General features: G+C 70.7%; 14 protein-coding genes and 1 riboswitch. Of the genes, 4 read left to right on the top strand and 10 right to left on the bottom strand.

Going from position 1 to position 16,604, the window contains the following annotated elements; genetic code table 11:
• Positions 1–68: 68 nt before the first annotated feature.
• Entirely contained in the window at positions 69–1,505 is a 1,437-nt protein-coding gene (locus IM777_RS12365; RefSeq protein WP_071044665.1) for a helix-turn-helix domain-containing protein, read from the bottom strand.
• Between the two features lie 138 nt (positions 1,506–1,643).
• Between IM777_RS12365 and IM777_RS12360 the strand changes: the two genes are divergently transcribed.
• A complete protein-coding gene (locus tag IM777_RS12360; RefSeq protein WP_194383577.1) occupies positions 1,644–3,512 on the top strand; it encodes a phosphoenolpyruvate carboxykinase (GTP) in 1,869 nt (622 codons plus the stop codon).
• 295 nt (positions 3,513–3,807) lie between these two features.
• Here the strand turns inward: IM777_RS12360 and IM777_RS12355 are convergent, their stop codons facing one another.
• Together IM777_RS12355 and IM777_RS12350 are read right to left on the bottom strand one after the other, a co-directional pair.
• Positions 3,808–5,739 carry an ABC transporter ATP-binding protein gene (locus IM777_RS12355; protein WP_071044667.1) on the bottom strand — a complete coding sequence of 644 codons (1,932 nt, stop codon included), beginning with the start codon at positions 5,737–5,739 and terminating at the stop codon, positions 3,808–3,810.
• A gap of 113 nt (positions 5,740–5,852) precedes the next feature.
• On the bottom strand, positions 5,853–7,196 hold the full coding sequence (locus IM777_RS12350) for an ion channel protein (RefSeq protein ID WP_194383576.1): 1,344 nt from the start codon (positions 7,194–7,196) through the stop codon (positions 5,853–5,855).
• Between the two features lie 95 nt (positions 7,197–7,291).
• Here IM777_RS12350 and IM777_RS12345 point away from each other — a divergent pair, with 95 nt between their 5' ends.
• Genes IM777_RS12345 through IM777_RS12335 form a run of 3 tightly spaced genes read left to right on the top strand, consistent with a single transcriptional unit; the run spans position 7,292 to position 9,929 of the window.
• Entirely contained in the window at positions 7,292–8,233 is a 942-nt protein-coding gene (locus IM777_RS12345) for an ABC transporter ATP-binding protein (RefSeq protein WP_194383575.1), read from the top strand.
• Positions 8,230–9,102: an ABC transporter permease gene (locus IM777_RS12340; protein ID WP_194383574.1), complete on the top strand. Its 873-nt coding sequence runs from the start codon at positions 8,230–8,232 to the stop codon at positions 9,100–9,102. Before IM777_RS12345 ends, IM777_RS12340 begins: the two co-directional genes overlap by 4 nt.
• Positions 9,099–9,929: an ABC transporter permease gene (locus IM777_RS12335; RefSeq protein WP_194383573.1), complete on the top strand. Its 831-nt coding sequence runs from the start codon at positions 9,099–9,101 to the stop codon at positions 9,927–9,929. Before IM777_RS12340 ends, IM777_RS12335 begins: the two co-directional genes overlap by 4 nt.
• Before the next feature lie 22 nt (positions 9,930–9,951).
• Here IM777_RS12335 and IM777_RS12330 read toward each other — a convergent pair whose 3' ends face one another.
• The 7 genes from IM777_RS12330 to IM777_RS12300 all read right to left on the bottom strand — a co-directional run bounded on the left by IM777_RS12330 (position 9,952) and on the right by IM777_RS12300 (position 16,597).
• Positions 9,952–11,415: an MFS transporter gene (locus IM777_RS12330; RefSeq protein WP_176759416.1), complete on the bottom strand. Its 1,464-nt coding sequence runs from the start codon at positions 11,413–11,415 to the stop codon at positions 9,952–9,954.
• A gap of 40 nt (positions 11,416–11,455) precedes the next feature.
• Positions 11,456–11,809: a Fe-S protein gene (locus tag IM777_RS12325; protein WP_194383572.1), complete on the bottom strand. Its 354-nt coding sequence runs from the start codon at positions 11,807–11,809 to the stop codon at positions 11,456–11,458.
• A gap of 62 nt (positions 11,810–11,871) precedes the next feature.
• Complete coding sequence (ribH, locus tag IM777_RS12320) at positions 11,872–12,348, bottom strand: 6,7-dimethyl-8-ribityllumazine synthase (protein ID WP_071044673.1); 477 nt, start codon at positions 12,346–12,348, stop codon at positions 11,872–11,874.
• Positions 12,345–13,622, bottom strand: coding sequence for a GTP cyclohydrolase II (ribA, locus tag IM777_RS12315; RefSeq protein WP_194383571.1), 1,278 nt, complete (start codon positions 13,620–13,622; stop codon positions 12,345–12,347). The genes ribH and ribA overlap by 4 nt, the downstream gene beginning before the upstream one ends.
• Positions 13,619–14,260 (bottom strand): riboflavin synthase, encoded by a 642-nt coding sequence (locus IM777_RS12310; protein WP_071044675.1) that lies wholly within the window; start codon positions 14,258–14,260, stop codon positions 13,619–13,621. The genes ribA and IM777_RS12310 overlap by 4 nt, the downstream gene beginning before the upstream one ends.
• Entirely contained in the window at positions 14,261–15,304 is a 1,044-nt protein-coding gene (gene ribD, locus IM777_RS12305) for a bifunctional diaminohydroxyphosphoribosylaminopyrimidine deaminase/5-amino-6-(5-phosphoribosylamino)uracil reductase RibD (protein ID WP_194383570.1), read from the bottom strand.
• A gap of 85 nt (positions 15,305–15,389) precedes the next feature.
• A riboswitch (FMN riboswitch) is annotated at positions 15,390–15,550 on the bottom strand.
• A 69-nt stretch (positions 15,551–15,619) separates the two neighbouring features.
• Complete coding sequence (locus IM777_RS12300) at positions 15,620–16,597, bottom strand: sugar-binding transcriptional regulator (protein WP_228480791.1); 978 nt, start codon at positions 16,595–16,597, stop codon at positions 15,620–15,622.
• Positions 16,598–16,604: the final 7 nt, after the last annotated feature.

The raw sequence follows: 16,604 nt of genomic DNA, 5'->3' as shown, positions 1-16,604 counted from the left end.
CCCCGTGTCGACGCAACGAAGGGGGTGGCTCGGCGCGAAGGGGGTGGCTCGGCGGGCTCGGATGCGGGTCAGACGTGGCGGTCGAGGAAGGCGTACACCTCGTTCTCGTCCACCCCGGGGAAGGCGCCGCGGGGGAGCGGCGAGAACATCTGCATGTGCACGCGTGCGCTCGGCCACGCCTTCCCCCGCCAGCGCGCCGTCGCCTCGACCGCCGGACGACGGCAGCACGATTCGTCGGGGCACGTCGAGGCGGCGCGCGTGGTCGTCTCGCGGCCGCGGAACCAGCGGGCGTCGTCGAAGGGCACACCGACGGTGATGGAGAATTCGCCCTCCGCGGTGGTCCCCGTCTGCGTCGAGCACCAGTAGGTGCCGTTGGGCGTATCGGTGTACTGGTAGTGCTCGGTGGTGCGGTTCTGCTCCGAGAACGCCGCCCGTGCGGAGAACTTCGCGCACGCGACCTGTCCGTCCACCGCACCGGTGACATCGGCCGGAAGCGGAAGGTCGTCGTTCTCGTACACGCGTGAGATGGCGCCGTCGCCGTCGACGCGCAGGAAGTGCAGGCGCATGCCGAGGTGGTGCGTCATGAGGTTCGTCATGCGCATGCCTGCCGCCTCGTGCGTGACGCCGAACGCATCGCGGAAATCCTCGACGGCGAGATTGCGGTCCTTCTTGGCCTGTTGCAGGAATCCCACGGCGGTGGACTCGGGCATGAGACAGCACGCCGCGTAGTAGTTGATCTCGAGCCGCTGCCGCAGGAAGTCCGCGTAATCGGCGGGTCTCTCGTGCTCCAGGAGCCGGTGCGCCATGGCCTGCAGGGCCATCGACCGCAGACCGTGGCCGCCGGGGATCGACGCCGGCGGCAGATAGATGCGACCGTTCTCGAGATCGGTGATCGAACGCGTGGAGGAGGGGAGGTCGTTGACGTAGATCAGCTCGAAGCCGATCTGCTCGGCCATGATGCTCACCGTGCGATGCGTGAGGGCGCCGGTGGAGTGGCCCGCCGCCTTCAGCTGCTTCTCGGCGAGCCGCTCGATGTCGGGCAGGTAGTTGTCCAGCGCCCGCATGCGCAGGCGCTGCTCGGTGTTCGCGCGCCGGGCCTCTTCGGGGGTCGCGATCGCCTCCCGCTCGCGGCGCTGCAGCTCGCGGTGCAGGCCCAGGACCGACTCGATCGTCTCGTCGCTCATGCCCTTGGTCACGCGCACGGGTTCGATGCCGAGACTGCGGAAGACCGACCCGCTCTGCGCACGTTCGAGTTCGATCTCGAGCGCCGCGCGCCGGTTCGGTGGTTCCGGGGAGAGGAGCTCACCGACATCCACCCCGGTCGCCGCCGCGATCGCCTGCAGCAGCGACAGCTTCGGCTCCCGCTTGCCGTTCTCGATGAGGCTCAGGTGGCTTCCGGCCACACCGACCTTCTCGCCCAGTTCGTCCAGGGTCATCCCGTGGCTCACCCGCTGGTGTCGGATGCGGTGGCCCAGGGTCGACAGTTCCAGCGGCGTCGCGTGCATTCCTTGAGCATAGCGAAAGAAATGCAGAAAATACGATCCTGATTCTTGGTAAGACGCCGCTGATTCCTCCGATAGTGGGTACAGATCGACGTTCTCCCCGTCGTACACCGCACGCCACCCATCGCACCGAGGAGCGACATGGCCATCGCAGACATCTCCCCCCGCGTCACCGACGATGCCCCGCAGCAGCGACGCTTCGGCATCCGACCCCGCCTCGACGGCGACGGCATGGCCGAGCTCGTCGCGTGGGTGGATGAGATCGCCGAGCTGACGCAGCCCGACCGCATCCACTGGGTCGACGGCTCGCGCGCCGAGAACGACGCCCTCCTGCGAGCGATGGTCGAGCAGGGAAAGCTCATCAAGCTCAACCCCGAGTGGCGTCCGGGCTCCTACCTCGCCCGCTCCCACCCGAGCGACGTCGCCCGCACGGAGGGGCGCACCTTCATCGCCTCCGAGCGCGAGATCGACGCGGGCCCCACCAACAACTGGGCGGCGCCCGACGAGATGCGCGCGACTCTGACGCCGCTGTTCGAGGGATCCATGCGAGGACGCACGATGTACGTCGTGCCCTTCTCGATGGGTGCCGTCGGCGGCCCGCTGTCCCACATCGGTGTGCAGGTCACCGACAGCGAGTACGCCGTCGCCTCGATCGAGATCATGACGCGGGTGGGGACCGACGTGCTGCGCGAGATCGCGCAGGGGGCGCCGTGGGTCAAGACCGTGCACTCGGTGGGAGCCCCGCTCGCGCCCGGCGAGACGGACGTGGCCTGGCCGTGCAACGACGAGAAGTACATCGTGCACTACCCCGAGACGCTCGAGGTGTGGTCGTACGGCTCGGGCTACGGCGGGAACGCCATCCTCGCCAAAAAGTGCTTCGCGCTGCGGATCGCCTCGGTGATCGGCCGCGATGAGGGGTGGCTGGCCGAGCACATGCTCCTCATCCGCGTCATCGATCCGGCCGGCCGGGCGTACCACGTCGCGGCGGCGTTCCCGTCGGCGTGCGGCAAGACGAACCTCGCGATGCTCAAGCCCACGATCCCGGGGTGGCGCGTCGAGACGCTCGGTGACGACATCGCGTGGCTGCGTCCGGGCGAAGACGGGCGGCTGTGGGCGATCAACCCGGAGGCCGGCTTCTTCGGCGTCGCTCCCGGCACCGGCGAGTCGACGAACGTGACGGCGGTCGAGACCCTGTGGGGTAACACGATCTTCACGAACGTCGCCCTCCGTCCCGACGGAGACGTGTGGTGGGAAGGGCTGACCGACACGCCCCCCGCCGAGCTCACCGACTGGCAGGGCCAGCCGTGGACGCCGGCGTCGGGCCGGCCGGCGGCGCACCCCAACTCCCGCTTCACCGTCGGCGCGGCGCAGTGCCCGCAGATCGCCCCCGACTGGGATGCGCCGCAGGGCGTGCCGCTGGATGCGATCCTGTTCGGCGGGCGCCGTGCGACGAACGTGCCGCTGGTCGTCGAGGCGACCGACTGGACCCACGGCGTCTTCATGGGCTCGACCATCTCATCCGAGCGCACCGCCGCCGCCGAGGGGACCGTCGGAGAGCTCCGCCGCGATCCGTTCGCGATGCTGCCGTTCTGCGGCTACAACATGGCCGACTACTTCGGACACTGGCTCCGGATCGGGCAGAAGCTGCGGTTCGACCGCGCTCCGCGCATCTTCCAGGTCAACTGGTTCCGCAAGGGCGACGACGGCCGCTTCCTGTGGCCCGGGTTCGGCGACAACGCCCGCGTGATCGACTGGATCATCCGCCGCATCGACGGCGAGGTGCCCGCGGTCGACAGCCCGATCGGCCGGCTGCCGGAGACATCCGACATCGACCTCGAGGGGATCGACGTGCCGCAGGACGACCTCGACGCGCTCTTCGCGATCGACCGCGACTCGTGGCTGCGCGAGGCCGATCTCACGGAGGAGTTCTACGACACCTTCGACGGCCGCGTGCCGGCGGCCCTGCGCGCGGAGCTCGACGCCCTGCGTTACCGCCTGACCCGCTCCTGAGGCGGTTCCACGCGCGCGCCGAGTGCACGCTGCCGCGTGCGCGCTGCCGCGTGCGCGCCGCCGCGCGTGGCCGCATGACCGCTCGGCAGTCAGATTGTGCGGGTGCTCCGCTGTCAGATGCGCAGATGGTGACTGCGGAGCGAGCGGGATGCGCGGAAGGTGACTGCGGAGCGGGAGGGATGCGCGGAAGGTGACTGCGGAGCGAGCGGGAAGGATGCGCAGAAAGTGACTGCGGAGCGGGAAGGGATGTGCGCGCGCGGCGGCTGCGGGATGTGCGGGCAGCGCGGCTGCCGGGTCACACCAGCAGCTGATGCTTGGCGAGGTCGCGGTAGAGCGGCGTGGACTGCACGAGCTCGGAGTGGGTGCCCGATCCGACGACGCGGCCGTTCTCCATCACGACGATGAGATCGCTGTCGACCACGGTCGACAGGCGGTGGGCGATCACGATGAGCGTGCGCCCCGCGGCGACGGCGTCGATCGCCTCGCGCATGCGCTGCTCGTTCAGGCCGTCCAACGACGAGGTCGACTCGTCCAGGAGCAGGATGGGGGGTGCGGCCAGCAGGGCGCGGGCGATCGCGAGGCGCTGGCGCTCACCGCCGGAGAGCATGACCCCGCTCTCGCCCACGGCGGCGTCGAGCCCGTCGGGGCTCCGGTCGAGCACGTCGCCGAGGTTCACCGCGCGCAGCACACTCTCGCACTCGGCGTCGGTGGCGTCGGGGGAGGCCAGGCGCAGGTTCTCGGCGATCGTGCCGGCGAGGGTCGGCGCGTCCTGTTCGACGTAGCCGAGGCGGCTGCGCAGGTCGTCGCGGTCGAGGGTGCGCACGTCCTGTCCGTCGAGCAGGATGGCGCCGCCGGTCGGATCGTAGAACCGCTCGATGAGCGACAGGGTCGTGCTCTTTCCCGCACCCGACGGGCCCACCAGGGCCACGCGGGCGCCGCGCGGGACGCGGAACGAGACGCCGCGGAGCACATCCTTCGTCTCGTCCACGGTCTCGGCGGGCTGCGCGTCGTCCGCCTCGTCGGGCAGGGTGACGGCCGACGTGTCGACGTGGGCGCTCTCGAGCACCGCGCGTGCCTCGGTCTCCGCCCGACGGCGAGCGGCGACGACGTGCTCGGGATACCCGAACCGCACGTTCCGGAACTCCACGGCCGCGGCGTCTCCGGCCGTGCCGTCGGGCTCGGGAGCGACGGTCGCGGCGATCCGCGCGTCATCCTGGGTCTCCGTGGGGAGATCGAGCACCTCCTGGATGCGGCCCAGGGCGCCGAGCGCCTGGTTGACGGAGGTGATGGCGCCGAAGAACGACCCGAGCGGCCCGACGAGAAGGAAGAGGAACATCACGAAGGTGACGAGGTCGGCCACCCCGATGGCACCGTCCGCGACGCGGTATCCGCCGAGTCCGAGCACGGCCAGCAGCGACACCTGCAGGGCGATGCCGGCGATGGGCACCACGAGGGCCGACACCTTCGCGATCCGCACCCCCACGCCGTAGGCCTCGCCGGCCGTGGCGGTGAGGGCCGACTGCTCGCGCTCGCCGGCGCCCGATGCCCGCACCGTGCGGATGGAGCCGATGGCGCGCTCGACGCCGGAGGCGAGTTCGCCCACCTTGACCTGCTGCTCCGCCGTCGCCTTGCGGATGCGACCGCTGAGGGTCACGACCCCCAGGATCGACACGCCGAGAACGATCACGATGGCGCCGAGCAGCAGCGGGTCGATGAGCGCCATGGCGATGATGGCGCCGACGAAGATCAGGGCGTTGCCGACCGCGTCCGCGAGGCCCTGCGTGAGCACGGCGTACAGGAGGGTGGTGTCGGTGCCCACGCGCGAGACGAGGTCGCCGGTGCGGCGCGCGTCGAACTCGCTGATCGGCAGGTGGAGGATGCGCGCGATGAGCCGCCGCCGGCTCGAGTAGACCACCGCGGTGCCGGTGCGCTGCAGGAGGTAGTGCTGATAGCCGGAGATGACCGACGACACGATCACGAGCGCGACGATCGCCCACACGAGCATCCCGAGCGCCTGCTCGGCCTGCACCGCCTCGATGACCTGCCCGACCAGCACCGGCTGCGCGAGCGTGGTGACGGCGCCGAAGACACTGAGGATCGCGACGACGACGAGCACGGTGCGGTGCTCCAGGAGGAAGGGCAGCAGCTGCCGCATGCTCGCGCGCGGCCCGTCGTCCGGGGCACCCCGGCCGAATCGGGCGCGGGAGGGGCGGGTGTCAGTGGACATGCGGGTACCTCGGAACAGGGGATGACGGTTGTCTTCGACCGTACTTCGCTTCGCACCGCGACGGTGACGCCCCGGTGACGCCGTGGGCGAACGAACGCGCGGCGCCGCCGGTCTCAGGCCGGTCTGGCGGGGGTCGCGGCGTCGTTCTCGCGGTGGCCCTCGGGGGGTGTGATCCGCATCTCGGGCAGACGAGCGACGGCGAGCCATCCGGGAAGCACCACCATGCACAGGATGGGCACCATCGCGGCGTCGCCGGAGACGACGGCGGCGATGAACAGCGAGAGCCAGCCGTCGCGGATGACGACGAGGCAGATGCCCAGCACACCGGCCGAGATCGCCAGGGTGAGCGGGATGCCGGGGAAGAGGGCATAGGCGAGCACGCCGACGGCCGCGCCGATGAAGACGGCCGGGAACACGCGGCCACCGCGGAAGCCGGCGGCGCCGGCGATGAGGAGAGCGGCGAGCTTCACCAGCACGATGAGCGCGAGCTGCCCCGGCGTGAAGTCGTCGGCCTGCTCGGCCAGCTGGGCCATCTGGTCGAGGCCCTTGAAGAGCGTGATGGGACCGCCGATCGCACCGAGGATGCCCAGCAGCAGCCCCGCGACGGTGAGCGGCAGGATCGGGTCGCGCCACCGGTGGAAGAGACGGTGCGCGAGCGGGAAGGCGTAGAGCAGCCCGAGGCCGACGACGATCGCGACGGCGGCGACGACGATCGCGATGCCGAGATCGGGGAGGATGTCCAGCTCGACCGCCGGCAGCGGGAGGGCGAGGCTGCCGTGGTGGGACAGCAGCATCACGATCGACCCGGCGGCGGCCGAGACGAGCGGCGCGAACAGCCGATCCCACAGCAGTTCCTTCGACGCGATCGTCGCGGCGACCGACGTGACCAGCAGCGCGGCCCCGACCGGCGAGCCGAACAGGGCGCCGAAGGTGCCGGTGACGACCATCAGCACGACGAGCCGCGTGGGGATCTTCGGCACCAGGCGGCGGCAGATCCATACCGCGACGGCGACGTTGATCGTGATGATCGGCGCCTCAGGTCCGAGGCTCACGCCCGTGGCGAGGGTGAGGATCGCGGCTGCGGCGAGGCCGGGGAGGGTCGACAGCGGCATGGGCGGCGGGAAGAACGACTCCGTCGCGGGGTCGGGCCCGGCGTGTCCGGGCGCGAAGCGCACGATGAGGCCGGTGGCGAGCCCGGCGCCGGTGAGGATGCCGATGATCCAGCCCGCCCCGTCGGGGTCGATGCCGGCCGCGGCAGGCAGCACCTCCCACAGCAGGTCCTCCAGCGCCAGCGCGGCGAGGTCGAGGACGATCAGGCCGAGAGCGCTGCCGACCCCGATGAGAAGCGCCGGCAGTGACAGCGCGAGGAGGCGCTTGGTCGGGGAGGGCCGTGCGGCCACGGCGTGATCGTGCTCGCGCCCGAACTCCGGAACCGGGCGGGCGGGTTGCTCTGCCATGGGATCCCCCGAGATCTTCGTGCCGCGCCGAGCCGATCTGGGCGCGCTGCCAGGATAGGGGAACGGATGTCGCCGCCGGGGACTACTCTCAGACGGTGCCCGAACCCGTGATCTCCGCGAAGAACCTCCGGAAGACCTACCGGGTGGCGGGCAAACCCGCGTTCGTCGCCGTCGACGACCTCTCGTTCGAGGTGGCGGCCGGGGAGTCTTTCGGGCTGCTGGGTCCGAACGGGGCGGGCAAGTCGACGACCATGAAGATGATCGGCGCGGTCTCCGCCCGCTCCGGCGGCGACCTGTCGATCCTCGGACTCGATCCCGACCGCAACGGCCCCGAGATCCGGTCGCGACTGGGCGTGGTCCCGCAGCAGGACAACCTCGACGGGGAGTTGAACGCGCGCGAGAACCTGTACATCTACGGCCGGTACTTCGGGCTGCCGGGCCGCGAGTGCCATCGCCGCGCCGACGAGCTCCTCGTGTTCGCGCAGCTGGAGGAGAAGGCCAGGAACAAGGTCGATCAGCTCTCCGGCGGCATGAAGCGGCGTCTCACGATCGCCCGTGGCCTGATCAACGACCCGCGCATCCTGCTGCTCGACGAGCCGACAACGGGGCTGGATCCGCAGGCGCGCCACGTGCTGTGGGACCGGCTGTTCCGGTTGAAGGAGCGGGGGACGACCCTGGTGCTCACCACGCACTACATGGATGAGGCCGAACAGCTCTGCGATCGACTGATCGTCGTCGACAAGGGCCGCATCATGGCCGAAGGGTCGCCCGCGTCGCTCATCCGCGAACACTCCAGCCGCGAGGTGCTCGAGGTGCGCTTCGGGTCGGATCGCAACGAGCAGGTCGCGGCGCAGCTGGCGGGCGTCGGCGACCGCATCGAGGTGCTGCCGGACCGGGTCCTCGTGTACGCGCACGACGGCGAGCGGGCGCTGGAGGAGGTCACCGCGCGCGATCTGCACCCGCGCACGTCGCTCGTGCGGCGCTCCAGCCTCGAAGACGTCTTCCTGCGACTGACCGGACGGTCGCTGATCGAATGACGACCGAGCAGACGCACGCGCCCACGCTCGACGAGCTCCGCGAGGAGGCCCTCGCGTGGGGGCGCCGACCGCGCGCCCGCGGCGCGCTGTACGTCACCGAGCACATGGTGCGCGCCATGCGCGCCTACGGATGGACGATCGTGGTCGGGGCCCTGGGGCAGCCGATGCTCTACCTGCTCGGCCTCGCCGTCGGGCTGGCCGCGCTCATCCAGGCGCCCATCGACGACGGCTCTCAGCAGGTGCCGTACCTCGTCTTCGTGGCCCCGGCGCTGCTGATGACCTCGGCGATCGCCGTCGCCAGCGAGGAGTTCACCTACCCCGTGATGGCGGGCTTCAAGTGGCGGCGGTACTTCTTCGGATTCTCGGCCTCGCCGCTGTCGCCGGGGCAGATCGCCGGCGGCGTGGTGGCCGGTGCCGCCGCGCGCATGACGATGACCGTCGTGCTCTACTTCGCCTTCATCGCCCTGTTCTTCGCCGTTCTCCAGCCTGGCGCCCTGGTGCCGGCCACGGCGTGGCTGTCGATGCCCATCGGCATCCTCGCGGGGCTCTCCTTCGGCGTGCCGCTGATGGCGTATGCGGCGTCGATCGTGGACGACAAGGGTCAGTTCGCGCTGGTGCAGCGCTTCGTGTTCATGCCCATGTTCCTCTTCTCGGGAACGTTCTACCCTCTGACGAACCTCCCGATCGGCCTGCAGTGGATCGGATGGATCTCGCCGCTGTGGCACGCCACCGAGCTCGGCCGTGTCGTCACGTACGGAGCCGAGGTGGCGCCCGGGATGATCGCGGTGCACCTGATCTATCTCCTCGCGCTCACCGCCGGCGGACTCGTCGTCGCGCGGCGCCTGTTCGCCAGGAGGCTCGCGGCATGAGCGCCGTCACGACGCAGCACCCGGTCGGCCGAGCCCGCGCCGGCGGGGTGCGGGCCCTCTGGTCCGGCAATCCGCAGGCCGTGGTGCAGCGCGGCCTGATCGCGGCGCGATCCTCCAGCTGGGTCGTGGTCGCCTCGGGCTTCTTCGAGCCGGTGTTCTACCTGCTGTCGATGGGGATCGGACTCGGCGTCATCATCGGCGAGGTCGAGGCGGCGCCGGGCGTCGAGGTGAGCTACGCCGCGTTCATCGCCCCGGCGCTGCTGGCGGTCTCGGCGATGAACGGCGCGATCTACGACTCGACGTGGAACGTCTTCTTCAAGCTCAACTACGGCAAGCTCTACGAGGGCATGCTGGCGACCTCGCTCGGTCCGCTCGATGTCGCGCTCGGCGAGATCCTGTACGCACTGCTGCGCGGCCTCGTCTATGCGTCGGGGTTCATGATCGTCATGCAGATCGCCGGCCTCAACCTCGCGTGGACCGCGATCCTGGCGCTTCCGGCGGTGCTCCTGATCGCGTTCGGCTTCGCGGCGGTGGGGATGGCGGTGACGAGCTTCATGAAGACCTTCCAGCACATGGACTGGATCAACTTCGTGCTGCTGCCGATGTTCCTGTTCTCGGCGACCCTCTACCCGATCTCGGTCTACCCGGAGTGGGTGCAGCAGATCATCATGGCGTTCCCGCTGTGGCACGCCGTCGACCTCATCCGCGGCCTCACGACCGGCATCCTCTCCGCCGGGATGCTGTGGCACGTGCTCTACTTCGTGGTCATGATCGCCCTCGGGCTGGTGTTCACCACGCGGCGGCTGCGCGCCCTGTTCCTGGACTGAACGAACCGCCGCCCGCAGACGGTCAGAGCGAGCCGCTGGCGGCCACGCCGATGTTGTCGTCGTAGTCGACGTCCTTCGTCTCCGGGGCGAGGATGAGGGCGACGAAGGTGAGCACCGCCATCGCGGACAGGTAGACGCCCACCAGCCACGGGGCGCCGCCGGTCGCGGCCCACAGGGCCACCGCCACGATCGGGGCGAGAGCGGCGCCGAGGATCGAGGAGAGGTTGTAGGCGATCGCCGATCCCGAGTAGCGCACGTTCGTCGGGAACAGCTCGGGGAGGACGGCGCCCATCGGCCCGAACGTGGCACCCATGAGCATGAACCCGAACACGAGGAACGCCTGCACCATCGCCCCGGTGAACTTCGGGTCGGCCTGCGGCAGCAGGAACACGTTGAAGGTCAGTCCGAACACGATGATCAGCCCCGTGATCCACAGCAGCAGGCGCCGTCGGCCGATCGCGTCGGCGACGGGACCGGCCAGCAGGGTGAAGATGCCGAAGAAGACCACGCCGATGATCTGCATCAGCACGAAGTCGGTGTAGCCGAAGCCGAGCCCGGGGTAGAACTGGTCGGCGAACGCGGCCGCGTCGAAGCTCTGGCCGGATGCCTCCGCGGCCGTGCGGGCCGCCGCCGTGGCGGTATCGAGGTCGGCCGCCTTGGTGCCGTAGGAGAGCGTGAAGTTTGTCATCAGGTAGAACAGCACGTAGGTGGCCAGCATGATGAACGTGCCGAGCACGATCTGCCAGCCGTTGCGGCGGACCACCGTGACCAGGGGGAACTTGCGCAGCGCGCCGTGCGCTCCGGCCTTCACGAACGTCTCCGACTCCACCAGGCGCAGGCGCACCCACAGTCCGATGATCACCATGACGGCCGAGAACAGGAACGGCACGCGCCATCCCCACGCGAGGAACGCCTCGGACTGCTGCGTGGGGCCGTCGGGGTGCGGGAGGGCCCAGCTGATCGCGAGGAAAACGCTGTTGGCGATGATGAACCCGAGCGGAGCGCCGAGCTGCGGGAAGGTGCCGTACCAGGCGCGCTTGCCCTTCGGCGCGTTCTCCGTCGCCACGAGCGCCGCGCCGGACCACTCGCCGCCCAGCGCGAAGCCCTGGGCGAGGCGCAGGACGAGCAGGAGCACCGCGGCAGCGGCGCCGATGTCCTGGAAGGTGGGGAGGCACCCGATGAGGATCGTGGCGACGCCCATGGTGAGCAGGGACCACACCAGCGTGATCTTGCGGCCGAACCGGTCGCCGAAATGGCCGAAGACGATGGCCCCCAGCGGGCGGGCGATCATCGCCGCGCCGAAGACGCTGAACGACAGCAGCAGAGCGGTCGTGTCGTTCCCGGTGGGGAAGAAGAGCGCCGGGAAGACCAGCACGGCAGCGGTGGCGTAGACGTAGAAGTCGTAGAACTCGATCGTCGTGCCGACGAGGCTCGCGGTGATGACGCGAGAGCGGGGATTCGCCGGAGCGGTTCGGGGGGAAGTCATAGCGAGCGACAAGCTTACTCTCGGCGCCCGCCGATCCGGATCACGTCCAGAGCACCGCGATGGCCGCGTTCGCGAGCGTCAGCGCGCCGATCGACCAGAAGACGCCGGTCGGCACCGAGCCGCGCTTGCGCTGCCGTGCGGAGCCGATCCCGAGCAGCGCTCCGATGACGAGGAGGATGACGAGCTTGACGCCGATCTTGATGTAGTTCAGCTCGTACGACACTCCCCACGGAGCGGCGAGGGCGAGGCCCGCGGCGGCGGCGACGGCGAGGCCCCAGTTCATCAGCCGTGTCACGTTCCGACGGCCACCGATGGCCTCGACCGCCCATGCGCCGAAGAGCAGGGCGAACCCGACGAGATGGACGAGCACGACGAGGTGGCGAAGGAACTCCATGCGACACAACCTACGGCGCCGGATGCGAGGCCGCCAGCAAGGACGACCTCACCGTCGCCCCGTCAGCCGCGCAGCGCGCGGGTGACCAGAGCGGTGCGCACCGCGGCGTCCGCCGCTTCCGCACCCTTGTCCTCTTTCGAGCCCTCCAGGCCCGCCCGGTCGAGTCCCTGCTGTTCGTCGTCGAGGGTGAGCACGCCGAACCCGACGGGTCTGCCGGCGTCGAGCGACACGCGGGTGAGTCCGTCGGTGGCGGCGGCGGCGACGAAGTCGAAGTGCGGCGTGCCGCCGCGGATGATCACGCCCAGTGCCACGACCGCGTCGGCCCCGCCCGCGAAGGCGGCCTGCGCCGCCAGGGCGAGCTCGAACGAGCCGGGCACGCGCACGAGGCGGTGGTCGGCGCCGCTGGCATCCAGCACGCGTCGAGCGCCGGCGACGAGCCCGTCGGTGATGGTGTCGTGCCACGTGCCGGCGATCACGACGACGGAGAGCCCCGTCGCGTCGACGGGGGCGGGGGTCTGGGGTGCTCCGGTGCCGCTCATGCGCCGGCTCCTTCCTTCATCTGCGCGACCGCGTCGGCGAGGTCCTCCTCGGCGATGATGTGTCCCATGCGGTCGCGCTTGGTGGCGAGGTACTGGTGGTTGTTGGGTCCGACGCCGACCAGCAGCGGCACCTGCTCGACGATGTCGAGTCCGAGTTCGCGCAGCTGGCTGACCTTGTCGGTGTTGTTGGTGAGCAGGCGCACGCGCTCGACGCCGAGGTCGGCGAGGATGCCCGCGGCCGCGGCGTAGTCGCGCGCATCGGCCGGCAGCCCGAGCTCGAGGTTGGCGTCGACGGTGTCGTAGCCGCGCTCCTGCAGCCCGTAGGCGCGGAGCTTGTTGATGAGGCCGATGCCGCGTCCTTCGTGACCGCGCATGTAGACCACGACGCCGCCGTCCTGCTCGATCGCGTCGAGGGCGGCATCCAGCTGCGATCCGCACTCGCACTTCAGCGATCCGAACGCCTCACCGGTGAGGCACTCCGAGTGCACCCGCACGAGCGGGGCGTCGGAGGAGAGGTCGCCGGAGACGACGGCGATGTGGTCGGTGCCGGTCACGCGGTCCTTGTAGGCGAGGAAGCGGAACTCGCCGTGGGAGGTGGGAACGCGCGACTCCGCGCGCAGGCTCACGCGGCGGCGATGCGCGTGGCCGGACCGGGTGCCGTCGGGGTCGACCTCCCCGAGGTGCGCGATGAGCTGCTCGATCGTGATCACCGGCACGCCGTCGCGTCGACCGAGCTCGATCAGACCGGGAAGGCGCATCATCGACCCGTCCTCCGCGACGATCTCGGCGATCGCTCCCACCGGTTCCAGCCCCGCGAGCCGCATGAGCTCGACGGCGGCCTCGGTGTGTCCGCCGCGCTCCCGCACGCCGCCGTCAACGGCGCGCAGCGGCAGGATGTGTCCGGGGCGGATCACGCTCGACGGCGTCGACGCGGGGTTCGCCAGCACGTTGAGGGTGTGCGCGCGGTCGGCGGCGCTGATGCCCGTGGTGATGCCGTCGGCCGCGTCGACGCTCACGGTGTACGCGGTGCCGCGGGCGTCCTGGTTGGTCTCCACCATCGGCGGCAGGTCGAGGGCGTCGGCGCGATCGGCGGGCATCGGCGCGCAGATGAAGCCGCTGGACCATCGGACGGTCCACGCGATCCATTCCGGCGTCGCCAGCTGCGCGGACAGGATGACGTCGCCTTCGTTCTCGCGGTTCTCGTCGTCGGCGACGATGACCGGGCGTCCCGCGCGTAGGGCGTCGAGGGCGTCGGAGATGGGGGAAAGGCTCATCGGGAGCCTCCTTCCGGATCTGCGCCGGCGGTCGGCGCGAAGGCGAGGAGTCGCTGCACGTGGCGCGCGAGGATGTCGGTCTCGAGGTTCACGCGGTCACCGGCCGCGCGCTCGCCGAGGGTGGTGGCCGTGAGGGTCTCGGGGATGAGGGAGACCTCGAACCACGGCGCGTCGGCGTCGGCGGCACTCGCGGAGCTGACGGTGAGGGAGACCCCGTCGACGGCGATGGAGCCCTTGTCGACGACGAGGGGCGCGAGGTGAGCGGGCAGGCCGATCCGCAGCACGAGCCACTGCGCACCGGGCCGCACCTCGAGCACCTCGCCGGTGCCGTCGATGTGTCCCTGCACGATGTGGCCGCCGAGGCGCCCGCCGGTCGCGGTGGCCCGCTCGATGTTCACCCGGCGACCCGGCGCCGCCCCGGCGAGGGTGGACATGTCGAGCGTCTGCTTCATGACGTCGGCGGTGAACCCGTCGGCGGCCTGCTCGACGACGGTGAGGCAGACGCCGGAGACGGCGATGGAGTCGCCGTGGGAGGCGTCGGAGACCGCGATCGGCGCGCGCACCGTCAGGCGGACGCCGTCGCCGGAAAGCGCCACGTCGGTGATCTCGCCGAGTTCTTCGATGATTCCGGTGAACATTCACGCGCCTTTCGTCGGATCCGCCGTGGCGGAGGAGGGGTGGGCGATGATCCGCACGTCGTCGCCGAGTCGGTCGATCGAGACGGTGTCGAGCCGCAGGGCCGACCCGATGGTCGGCACGCCGATCTCGCCCAGGGCGAGCCGTGCACCGCCGAGCAGCACCGGGGCGACGTAGACGATCACGTCGTCGACGAGGCCGGCGCGCAGGAACGCCGAGGCGACGGCGGGCCCGCCCTCGACGAACACCCGATGGAAGCCGAGGCCGCGCAGCTCCGCCAGCACCGCGGGCAGGTCGTCGCCCGCGCGCTGGAGGAACGGGCGGGGATGCCGGCGCACGGCCGCATCGTGCGGGATGTCGCGGCGCCCGAGCACGAGCGGCACCGGCTGGGAGTCGTGCAGCGCGCCGGAGGGGGTGCGGGCGGTGAGGGCGGGGTCGTCGGCGAGCACCGTGCCGATGCCGGCGACGATGACGTCGGCCGCCGCGCGGCGGCGGTGCACGTCTTCGCGTGCCGCGGAGCCCGTGATCCACTGGCTCGTGCCGTCGGCGGCGGCGGCTCGTCCGTCGAGTGACTGCGCCCACTTCACCGTCACGTGCGGACGCCCGAGGCGCTGCACGGCGAGCCATGACCCGAGCAGGTCGGTGCCGTCGGCGGCGAACACGGCCGGCTCGACGTCGATGCCGGCGGCGCGGAGCCGATCGGCTCCGCCGGAGGATGCCTCTCCCGGGTCGTCGACGGCGAACACGACGCGGGCGATGCCCGCCGCGATGAGCGCTTCGCTGCAGGGACCGGTGCGGCCGGTGTGATTGCAGGGCTCGAGGGTGACCACGGCCGTGGCGCCCCGCGCGGCGCCGTCGGACAGGTGCGACAGGGCGTCGACCTCGGCGTGCGCGGTTCCGGCGCCTCGATGCCACCCCTCGGCGAGGATCTCGCCGTCGGGGGAGAGGATGACCGCGCCGACCTGGGGGTTCGCGCCTCGCGGACCGCGCAGCGCGAGGTCGAAGGCGCGTCGCATCGCGCCCTGCTCCGCCGCGGTGGCCGGCATCCGTCATCTCCTCGTCCGTCTGACCTCTGCTGCTGCAGATCATCGCGCACACGGAAGACGGGAAGCGGCGACGCGTCAGCGTCGCTCGTGCCACCTCCCATCCGGACTCGCGTCGGGTTTCCCCGTCGCATCACCGTCGGTTCCGGAATTCCACCGGATCAACCCGCATCGTCGTCCGTTCGGATCTCGAGGCGGGGTCGCGGACTTTCACCGCCGGTTCGGATTCTCACCGACCCCGGAGCACGTCGACACTCATTCTAGGTCAACCGCACGCGCGGGCATTCATTCCCGATGCGCGAGGTAACACCCCGGCCGTCAGTCGTCCTCGACCAGGGCGCGGGCCGTTCCCTCGTCGATCACGAGGTCGGTCACCAGGCCCGCCGCGATCGCACCGCGCAGGCTCGCGAGTTTCGACTCGCCCGCCACAATGCAGCAGCGCCGCGGAACCTGCCGCAGCGCCGCGAAGTCGGGGCCCGTCGCACGTTCGTTCAGCGCGATGCCGTCGCTGGACCCGTCGGCCCGGAAGAAGACCGTGGCGACGTCGCCGACCACCCCGTCCCGGGCGAGGGCGCCGAGATCGGACGGGTCGAGGAATCCGCCGGAGTATACGTGGCTGCGTACCCGCGCCGACGCGGACCCCACGCTGAAGAGCACGAGGCCCATCTTGTCCTGCGTCTCGAGGATGCGCCGAGTGCTGCGCTCGCGCCACAGCAGGCGCTTGGTCTCCGGGTCGTCGAAGAACGCCGGGACCGGGAACTGCTGGACGCTCCCGCGGTACGCCTCGCCGAAGCGGCTGAGGATCTCGCTGGCGTAGAGCAGACCGGTCGTATGCGTGTTCCCCGAGCCGTTCAGCTGCACGAAGGTGGTGTCGTGCACGGGTTTCGGAATGAGGTGCGTGCTGACCGCGGCCAGCGTCGACCCCCATGCGACGCCGACGGTGAGCTCCGAGTGCACGAAGTCGTGGATCACGTGGGCGGCGCCGAGGGCGACGCGCGCCAGACGTTCCGCTTCGGGCAGGTCGCCGGGCATCGGCACCACGTGCGCGGTGACGCCGAGGCGCGTCGCGATGCGCGACTCCAGCGTATGAGGGGCCTCGTGCGGCGAGCGGATCCTGATGTCGACGATGCCCTGGGCGCGCGCGTAGGAGAGCAGCCGAGAGACCGTCGAGCGCGAGGTGCGCAATTCCCGGGCGATCGCATCCATGGTGCGGTTCTGCACGTAGTACAGGTGCGCCGCGGTGTGCGCGCGGTCTACACGGAATGCGCCTTCGCGCCCGTCGTCGATATCGTCCATGACGACA

Origin of the sequence: Microbacterium luteum (genome assembly GCF_015277875.1) — a bacterium.
In the GTDB taxonomy this organism is placed as follows: Bacteria; Actinomycetota; Actinomycetes; order Actinomycetales; family Microbacteriaceae; genus Microbacterium; species Microbacterium luteum.
Note: the sequence above shows the minus strand (reverse complement) of the source record. Positions and strands in the feature narration are given on the sequence as shown.

Coding starts and splice junctions, on each gene's coding strand:
- ribH (WP_071044673.1), bottom strand. CDS start 12,348: ATGAGCGGCACCGGAGCACCCCAGACCCCCGCCCCCGTCGACGCGACG.
- IM777_RS12330 (WP_176759416.1), bottom strand. CDS start 11,415: ATGACTTCCCCCCGAACCGCTCCGGCGAATCCCCGCTCTCGCGTCATC.
- IM777_RS12355 (WP_071044667.1), bottom strand. CDS start 5,739: ATGTCCACTGACACCCGCCCCTCCCGCGCCCGATTCGGCCGGGGTGCC.
- ribD (WP_194383570.1), bottom strand. CDS start 15,304: ATGCCGGCCACCGCGGCGGAGCAGGGCGCGATGCGACGCGCCTTCGAC.
- ribA (WP_194383571.1), bottom strand. CDS start 13,622: ATGAGCCTTTCCCCCATCTCCGACGCCCTCGACGCCCTACGCGCGGGA.
- IM777_RS12360 (WP_194383577.1), top strand. CDS start 1,644: ATGGCCATCGCAGACATCTCCCCCCGCGTCACCGACGATGCCCCGCAG.
- IM777_RS12300 (WP_228480791.1), bottom strand. CDS start 16,597: ATGGACGATATCGACGACGGGCGCGAAGGCGCATTCCGTGTAGACCGC.
- IM777_RS12340 (WP_194383574.1), top strand. CDS start 8,230: ATGACGACCGAGCAGACGCACGCGCCCACGCTCGACGAGCTCCGCGAG.
- IM777_RS12350 (WP_194383576.1), bottom strand. CDS start 7,196: ATGGCAGAGCAACCCGCCCGCCCGGTTCCGGAGTTCGGGCGCGAGCAC.
- IM777_RS12310 (WP_071044675.1), bottom strand. CDS start 14,260: ATGTTCACCGGAATCATCGAAGAACTCGGCGAGATCACCGACGTGGCG.
- IM777_RS12335 (WP_194383573.1), top strand. CDS start 9,099: ATGAGCGCCGTCACGACGCAGCACCCGGTCGGCCGAGCCCGCGCCGGC.
- IM777_RS12365 (WP_071044665.1), bottom strand. CDS start 1,505: ATGCACGCGACGCCGCTGGAACTGTCGACCCTGGGCCACCGCATCCGA.
- IM777_RS12325 (WP_194383572.1), bottom strand. CDS start 11,809: ATGGAGTTCCTTCGCCACCTCGTCGTGCTCGTCCATCTCGTCGGGTTC.